Origin of the sequence: Burkholderia sp. Se-20378, assembly GCF_017104665.1 — a bacterium.
Taxonomy (GTDB): Bacteria; Pseudomonadota; Gammaproteobacteria; order Burkholderiales; family Burkholderiaceae; genus Burkholderia; species Burkholderia lata.
The window spans coordinates 1-7,825 of record NZ_JAAGPG010000414.1; the positions used below are offsets into that span (position 1 = coordinate 1).

6 protein-coding genes and 2 pseudogenes are annotated in these 7,825 nt (G+C 68.3%); 2 read left to right on the plus strand and 6 right to left on the minus strand.

All coding sequences use genetic code 11. The features are described 5' to 3' along the window. Window positions 1-515 (minus strand): chromate transporter (locus G3N93_RS29775; RefSeq protein ID WP_206134563.1); only part of this gene is annotated, 515 nt, incomplete at its 3' end. 96 nt (window positions 516-611) lie between these two features. Here G3N93_RS29775 and G3N93_RS29780 point away from each other — a divergent pair. Next, complete coding sequence (locus G3N93_RS29780; RefSeq protein ID WP_206134564.1) at window positions 612-1,496, plus strand: transcriptional regulator GcvA; 885 nt, start codon at window positions 612-614, stop codon at window positions 1,494-1,496. Between the two features lie 58 nt (window positions 1,497-1,554). Here the strand turns inward: G3N93_RS29780 and G3N93_RS29785 are convergent, their stop codons facing one another. From G3N93_RS29785 to G3N93_RS29805, 5 genes and pseudogenes are all read right to left on the minus strand, one after another. Continuing rightward, complete coding sequence (locus tag G3N93_RS29785) at window positions 1,555-2,862, minus strand: solute carrier family 23 protein (RefSeq protein WP_174937558.1); 1,308 nt, start codon at window positions 2,860-2,862, stop codon at window positions 1,555-1,557. Window positions 2,863-3,137: 275 nt separating this feature from the next. After that, complete coding sequence (gene flgL, locus G3N93_RS29790) at window positions 3,138-4,373, minus strand: flagellar hook-associated protein FlgL (protein WP_174937556.1); 1,236 nt, start codon at window positions 4,371-4,373, stop codon at window positions 3,138-3,140. Window positions 4,374-4,390: 17 nt separating this feature from the next. Beyond that, window positions 4,391-6,322 carry a flagellar hook-associated protein FlgK gene (flgK, locus tag G3N93_RS29795; protein WP_174937554.1) on the minus strand — a complete coding sequence of 644 codons (1,932 nt, stop codon included), beginning with the start codon at window positions 6,320-6,322 and terminating at the stop codon, window positions 4,391-4,393. 197 nt (window positions 6,323-6,519) lie between these two features. Further along, window positions 6,520-7,275 carry a flagellar brake protein gene (locus G3N93_RS29800; RefSeq protein WP_011353462.1) on the minus strand — a complete coding sequence of 252 codons (756 nt, stop codon included), beginning with the start codon at window positions 7,273-7,275 and terminating at the stop codon, window positions 6,520-6,522. Between the two features lie 218 nt (window positions 7,276-7,493). After that, window positions 7,494-7,709 (minus strand): annotated as a pseudogene (locus G3N93_RS29805) (glucosaminidase domain-containing protein); the annotation flags it as partial. Between G3N93_RS29805 and G3N93_RS29810 the strand changes: the two are divergent. Beyond that, window positions 7,701-7,825, plus strand: a pseudogene (locus G3N93_RS29810) (LysR family transcriptional regulator); the annotation flags it as partial. The pseudogenes G3N93_RS29805 and G3N93_RS29810 overlap by 9 nt on opposite strands.

Sequence of the window (7,825 nt, forward strand, 5' to 3'; positions counted from 1 at the left end):
AGCGGGATGCGCAGCACCGCGATCGCGACGAACGCGAGCGCCGCGATGCCGGCCGCCGCACGCGCGTGCCGCAGCGGCTTCAGGACCTTCACGGCCATCGCGACGAGCAGCCCGGCCGCCGCCGCGGCGAGCCCCGCGAACAGGTGCTGCACGCGCGGATCGTTCTGCGTCTTCGCGTACAGCACGCCGAGCGCGACGACGACGAGCGTCGGGCCCGCGATCAGCCCGAGAATGCCGGCGAACGCGCCGGCGACACCGCGAAAGCGCATGCCGACGGCCACCGACAGGTTGATCACGTTGCCGCCCGGCAGGAACTGGCACAGCCCGAGCAGATCGGTGAATTCGTCGGCGGAGAGCCACTTGCGCTCTTCGACGATGGTGCGCCGCGCGAACGGCAGCGCACCGCCGAACGACATGAGGCCAAGGGACAGGAAACCGGTGAACAGCTCGGCGAGGCCGACGCTGCGGGATGATGCGGCCGGCGGCGGGGCGGCCGGCGGAGAAGCGGATTGCATGGGGTTCCTTATCAAACGGTGACCCGAGGTTACCGCCGTTCGGAATACCGGCAAAACGATTTTATCGGCGCGTCCTTGTGATCTAGAATCACAAGCATGGCACGCGATCTCCCACCCTTTTCCGCGCTTCGGGCCTTTGAAGCCGCGGCACGACATGAAAGCTTCAGCGCCGCCGGCGACGAGCTGCATGTGACTCACGGTGCCATCAGCCGGCAGATCGCCGGGTTCGAGGCCTGGCTCGGCAAGCCGGTGTTCCACCGTTACGGCAAGCGCGTGAAGCTCACCGACGAAGGCCGCCGCTACCTGGACACCGTGCGCGCGGCGTTCGACAGCATCGCGCTCGCGACCGAGCAACTGCGCAACACGGGCGCGGCACGCGTGCTGCGCATCAATGCGCTGCCGACCTTCGCGATGAAATGGCTGCTGCCGCGCCTGTCGCGGTTCCAGCGCGACGTGCCGAACGTCGAGCTGAAGCTGTCGACGTCGAATGCGCCGCTCGACACGCTCGACGGCTACGACGTCGCGATCCGCCGTGGCCCCGGCCACTGGCCGAACTGCACGAGCGGCCACTTCCTCGACGAAAGCGTGATCCCCGTCTGCAGCCCCGCGCTGCTCAAGCGCGTGCCGATCGCGCGCGCGGACGATCTCGCACGCCATGTGCTGCTGCATTCGGATACGCGGCCGGAAGGCTGGCGCGACTGGTTCGCGGCGGCCGGCGTGACGATGAAGGGGCGCAAGCGGCAGTCGTTCGACCACTTCTACCTGGCGCTGCAGGCGGCCGTCGACGGCCTTGGCGTTGCGCTCGGCCCGTTGCCGCTGATCGACGACGAACTTGCGAGCGGGCGGCTGGTGATGCCGCTGGAGGGGCCGCGCATCGCAACGCGCAGCTACTGGTGGATCGCGCCGCGCGCGCCGGCCGACGATCCGCTCGTCGCGCAGTTCTGCGCGTGGCTGCAAACGCAGTCGAACGTCGGCGCGTAGCGCGTCGACGTTCGACGCGGAAGATGACACGGGCGGCACGACACCGCCCGCCGGACGCTCAGACCACCGGGCCCGGTTCCTTTTCCTTGCGCAGGATCGCGTACAGGATGATCGCGCCGAACGTCGCGGTGCCGATCCCGCCGAGCCCGAAGCCGCCGATCTTGAGCGAGAAGTCGCCGGCGCCGAGCACCAGCGTGACGGCCGCGACGATCAGGTTGCGGTTGTCGGAGAAGTCGACCTTGTTGACGACCCAGATCCGCGCGCCCGTCACCGCGATCAGCCCGAACACGACGATCGACACGCCGCCGAGCACGGGGCCCGGAATCGTCTGGATCACCGCACCGAACTTCGGCGAGAAGCCGAGCACGATCGCGATCACCGCGGCGACCGCGAACACCAGCGTCGAGTAGATCCGCGTGACGGCCATCACGCCGATGTTCTCCGCGTAGGTCGTCACGCCCGTGCCGCCGACGCTGCCCGACACGATCGTCGCGAGCCCGTCGCCGATGAACGCGCGGCCCACGTAGCGATCGAGGCTGGTGCCCGTCATCGCGCTGACGGCCTTGATGTGGCCGAGGTTTTCCGCGACGAGAATCACCGCGATCGGCGCCAGCATCAGCATCGCGTGCGGATCGAACACCGGTGCGCGGAAGCTCGGCACCCCGAACCAGGCCGCATGCTCGACGATCGAGAAATCGATCGGCTTGCCGAGCCCCATTCCGTTGGTCGCGACCGCGTAGATCACGTAGGCGATCACCAGCCCGACGAGGATCAGCAGGCGCTGCACCATGCCGCGCGAGAACACCGCGACGCCGCCGACGCACAGCACGGTCACGAGCGCCATCACCGATTCGAAGGTCGACCCGGACACGCCCTTGACCGCGATCGGCGCGAGGTTCAACCCGATCACCGCGACCACCGCGCCGGTCACGACGGGCGGCATCAGCGTCTCGATCCAGTTCGTGCCGATCGCCTGCACCAGCGCGCCGATCGCGACGTACACGACGCCGCACGCGATGATCCCGCCGAGCGCGACCGGGATGTTCGGGTTCGGGCCGCTGCCGCCGTAGCCAGTCACCGCGATCACGAGGCCGATGAACGCGAAGCTCGAGCCGAGGTAGCTCGGCACGCGGCCGCCGACCAGCACGAAGAACAGCAGCGTGCCGATGCCCGACATGAAGATGCACAGGTTCGGGTCGAAGCCCATCAGCAGCGGCGCGAGCACGGTCGAGCCGAACATCGCGACGACGTGCTGCACGCCCATCGCGACCATCTGCGGCCACGCGAGGCGCTCGTCGGGGCCGACCACGCGCGAGGCCGCGCCGGTCGATTGCACCCGCCAGCGCGGGAAGTAGGAATCGGACATGGGGAAAAGGGCTCCTGTCGGTCGCCGGCTGCGGAGGATGCGCCGGTCTGGAATCTGGCGCGAGTTTACGGAGCGGAAATGGGGCTGGCAAGCGGGCTGATGGACGGGCCGAAAAGCGGGCCGGCGAGCACGATGCGCGGCTTGCAGCGTGGGTGAAACGGGGCACGATGGCGCGCCCCGGTGAAGCGCCCGTCCGCGCGGGGCCATGCGCGGGCGGCGTTCGACGCCGGCGGCGACGCAAGCGTGCGCTCACATCGCGGCCGGCGCGGCGACCGTCAGGGATTGATGTACTGGAACAGCGACAGGTTCTGCAACTGCGCATACGCCTTCTGCGAGCCCGTCAGCGCGTTCTGCATCTGCAGGAACTGGCTGATCGTCGACACCATGTTGGTGCTCGTCAGGTCGGACAGGTTGCTGGTGACCTGCAGCGTGTTGGTCTGGTTCACCGTCTGCATCGCCTTGACTTCCTGCTCGCGGCCGCCGACCGACGCCTGAACGGTGAGGACGTTCGTCATCATGTTGTTCAGCTTCGTCGTGCCGGTGGTCATCGCGTTCTGGAGCGCGGCGGCGGCCGTCGTGTTGCTGCTGACCGGCACCTTCAGCGCGGCGATCATCGAGTCGAGCGCCGCGAACACGTCGGTGCCGGCCTGCGGCGCCGGCGTGACCGTGAACGAATCGCCGGGCGCCGGGTTGCCCGACACGGGCACCGACAGTCCGTTGCCGAGCGCGATTCCGGCGCCGGACGTGTACGGCTGCGCGGCGGTCGTGGTCGGCGGCGTGACGGAATTGTCGGTGACCGTATAGGTCGGCGCGGCGGCCGTGCCGCCGAACCCGATCGTGAACTGGTGCGTGTTGGTCGCGGCCGACGGGCTCGTGATCGTCACCGCGCCGATCGTGCCCGTGCCCGTGTTGCCCGCGCCGGCGACCGGCACCGGCAGGCTGCCGAGCATCGGCACCGACAGGAACACGCTCGCGCCGTTGTCGCCCTGCGCGATCGAGCGCGTGTCGGCGATCTGCACCTGCCGCGAACCCGTGTCGCCGCTGTAGGTCACGCCGCCACCCGGTGCGTTCGAGAACGGCGCCGTGGCCGTCTTGAAGCCCGCGTACAGGTAGTTGCCCGCGCCGTCCGTCGAGTTCGCAAGCGTCAGCAGCTGGTCGCGATAGCCCTGCAGCTGCGTAGCCGCTGCCGAGCGATCGCTGTCGGACAGCGAGCCGTCGCCGGCCCGGATCACGACCGTGTGAATGCTGTTCAGCAGGTTGCTGACGCTGATGAGCGACTGGTCTTCCGCCTGCAGCGAGGACAGCGCGGTGTTCTGGTTCGCCGAATACTGCGACAGCGTCGCCGACGTCATCGACAGCTGCACGGCCTGCGCCGCGCCGAGCGGGTTGTCGGCCGGGGTCGACAGGCTCACGCCGCTCGAGATCTGCTGGTACAGCTGCGAAAGCTGCGCCTGCTGATCGTTCATCGACGCGACGTTCATCTGGTAGAACTGCGTGGTGGAAATCCGCATCGCTTTGATCCCCGAAATCAGTTGAACAGGCCGAGCACGGTCTGGAACAGCGTCGACGCGGTCTGGATGACCTTCGCGTTCGCCTGGTAGAGCTGCTGGTACTGCATCAGGTTGGCCGCTTCCTCGTTCTGGTTCACGCCCGACACCGACTGCTGCGCTTCGGTGATCTGGCCGATCAGCGAGGTCTGCGCGGCGCTCGACGACTTCAGCTGGCTCGTCGTGTTGCCGATGTTGTTCACGTAGTTCGCATACGCGCCGGTCAGCGTGGTCGTGCCGCCGCCAAGCGATTTCGCGCTGACGAGCTTCGACAGCGCGAGCGCGTTGCTGCCGTCGTTCGTGCCGCCCGCGTTCGGCGCGACCTTGAACGTGTCGCCCGCCGCGGGCGTGCCCGATACCGTGACCGTGACGCCGGCCGTCAGGGTGATCGGCGAGCCGGACTGGTACGCCTGCGGCGTGCTCGTGGTCGGCGGCGTGGCGGAGTTGTCGGTGACCGTGTAGGTCGGGCTGGCGGTCGTGCCGCCCATCGTGATCGTGTAGTTGTGCGGGTTGGCCGCGGCCGTCGCGCTCGTGACCGACAGCCCGCCGATCGTGCCGGTGCCCGTGTTCGTCGTGGTCGCCGACGGCACGAACGGCGCCGCCGCCGCGATCGCCGAGCCGTTCGACGTCGCGAGGCCGAAGCCGTTCAGCGCGCCGCGCGTCGGCTGCACGGTGAACTTGTCGCCGGGCTGCATCGAGCCGGACGAGAACGAGAAGTTCAGCCCGCCGATCGACCCCGGCATCGTGTTCGACGTGCCGACCACCGCGCCGCTCGCACGGTCGGTCAGCGTGTACTTGGCGCCGTCGTACGACAGCGTGTAGTCGCTCGTGGTCGGCTGCGACGGGTTCGCGAACGACACGGACAGCGCCGCGTTGCCGGTATTGCCCTGGTTCGCGTACGTGATCGGGCTGCCGGTCGTGAACAGGTTGCCGCCGACGTTGCCCGACAGGTCGATGCCGAGCGCGTTCTGCGCGTTGACCTGCGCGGCGAAGCTGGTCGCGATCGCGCCGAGCTGCGCTTCGGCCGGGTCGAGCGTCTGGCTGCGGAACGCGAGCAGGCCGCCGAGCGTGCCGCCCGACAGCGATGCGTCGGACAGCGCCTGGTTCGGCCCCTGCGGGTTCGCGCCGGCGATGCCCTGCGACACGACGGTCAGCTCGCTCGGATCGGACGGCGACGCGACGGTCGCGAGCTGGTAGCTCTTGTCCGCGACGACGAGCGGCGTGCCGCCCGCGAGAAATACGCTGTAACCGTCGCTGTTGCGCACCACCTGCACGCCCGCGAGGTTCGACAGGTTCGACACCGCGAGGTCGCGCTGGTCCATCAGCTGGTTCGGCGGCTGGCCCTGGCTGCTCGCGGACGCGATCTGCTGGTTCAGTTGCGCGATCTGCGCGGTGTACGTGTTGATCTGCGTCACGGTGTTCGTGAGCTGCGTGTTCACGCTCTGGCGCAGCGCGTCGTACTGCTGGCCGGCCGCGGTGATCTGGTTCGCGAGCGTCTGCGCGTTGCTCATCGCGGTCTGCCGCACCGACGAGTCGGACGCGCTGTTCGCGACGTTCTGCATCCCGGTGAAGTAGTTCGTGATCGCGGTCGAGATGCCGGACGTCGGGTTGCCGACGTAGTTGTTCAGTTGCGTGACGAGCGAATACCACGTCGACAGTGCGCCGCTCTGCGTCTGTGCGCCGTTCAGCTGGTCGCTCAGGTACTGGCTGTACTGCCGCTGCACGGTGACGGTGTTCACGCCCTGCGGCATGTAACCGCTGCTCGTGTACTGGCCGCTGGCCTCGGCATAGACAGGGCGTTCGACCGAATAGCCCGGCGTCGCCGCGTTGCTGATGTTCTGGCCGGTCGTCGTGAGGCCCCAGAGCGCGGCATTCAGGCCGCTGACGCCGAGGTTCATGAGTGAGTTGGACATGCGCGATCCTGATGAGCCGGCCGCGCGTTGCGGCCGCCGGGTTGCGTGACTCCCGGTATAACGGCCGCCAATCGGAAAAATTGAGGAAAAAATGCACGCGCGACGCGTACTTGCGCGTCGCCGGTTCGAGCGTGCGGCCGAGGGTGCCGCAAACGCCGTGCGGGCCGCCCCGGGCGGGGCCGGCCGCCGCTTGTGCGTCAGGCCCGCGCGAGCGAGCGGCGCTTCATCTCGAGCTGCGTGATCAGGCGCTGCAGCGTGTTTTCCGCGCTGCCCGGCAGCGACATGTAGCGGAAGCCGAGCTGGTAGCGGCGCGACCCGTTCGGCATCTGCGTCGAACGCTGCGACACGAGCTGCAGGTCGAGCGACAGCTTGCCGTGGCCGGTCAGCTCGAGCTCGACGTCGGGCAGCGTCGTGCCGACCTCGAGCGCCTCGACGCGTTCGTCGGCCGTGCGCAGCCCCACGCCGCCGAGCGACAGGTTATGCACCTCGAACAGGAAACTCTCGCCGTCCGGCAGCTTGCCGCGGCACAGGAACGGATCGACGATCGGCGCATCGACGCGGAAATACTCGCGGCGCTGGATGCACATCAGCACGTCGGGGAAATCGGCGACGAACGCGGGCAGCCCCTCGTAGCGCGTCTCGCGCGGCGTGCCCGTGGAGAATTCGACGCGCACGCCCTCCGGCGCGGCCGCGAACGTGCAGTGCGACGCGCCCAGGATGCTGGCGTTCTGCTCGGACAGCGCACCCCAGTCGAACGTAAACGTCCGCGCGCCGACATCCACCTCGAGCAGGCGCGTGACGAGCTGGCCACCCGGGTACTGAACGGTCAGGAAATCGCCGCGGTTGACGAGGTTGCGCAGCTGCACGCCGATTTCCAGCGGATTGCGGCGGGCATAGTCGGGCCCGGAGTGGCCTGCATCCAGGCTGGGGTCCGTCGACGTTTCGATATTCATGGCTAGCCGGTCTTTCTTGTCATGGGCGCCCGGGCAACCGGTGCGCAATAAAACCGGGCCAGAACGGGGGCCCGGTCGCAGGTCTCTCACACTTAGCGGCAGTGCTGACCGAAAGTTTAGATCGAATTGGGGATTTTTTTCGCGCAAACGTTGAAACCGCGCGCGGCGGGCTGCCGGGCGCGGTCCAGAGGGTACAACAGCGGTCGCCGACGGGTCGGTCAGCCGATCTGCTGCATGATCGAAATCAGCTTCTTCGCGTAGTTCGGGTCGGTCGCGTAGCCGGCCTTCTGCATCCCGTGCGCGAAGCCTTCGACGCTGCGGCTCGCGCTCAGCACGCCCGAGTAGCGCGGGTTGTTCTTCAGCAGGTTCGCGTAATCGGTCATTGCGTGCTCGTACGAATCGTACGCGCGGAATTTCGCGACCACGCGACGCGGCGTGTGCGCGACGGCGATGTGGACATCGCATTGAGCTTCAGCCTCGCGCCGGAGAAGGGCGTGCGCGTCGACCACACCGAGCGCGCGCCGATCTTCGCGCTGGTGCGGCACGACCA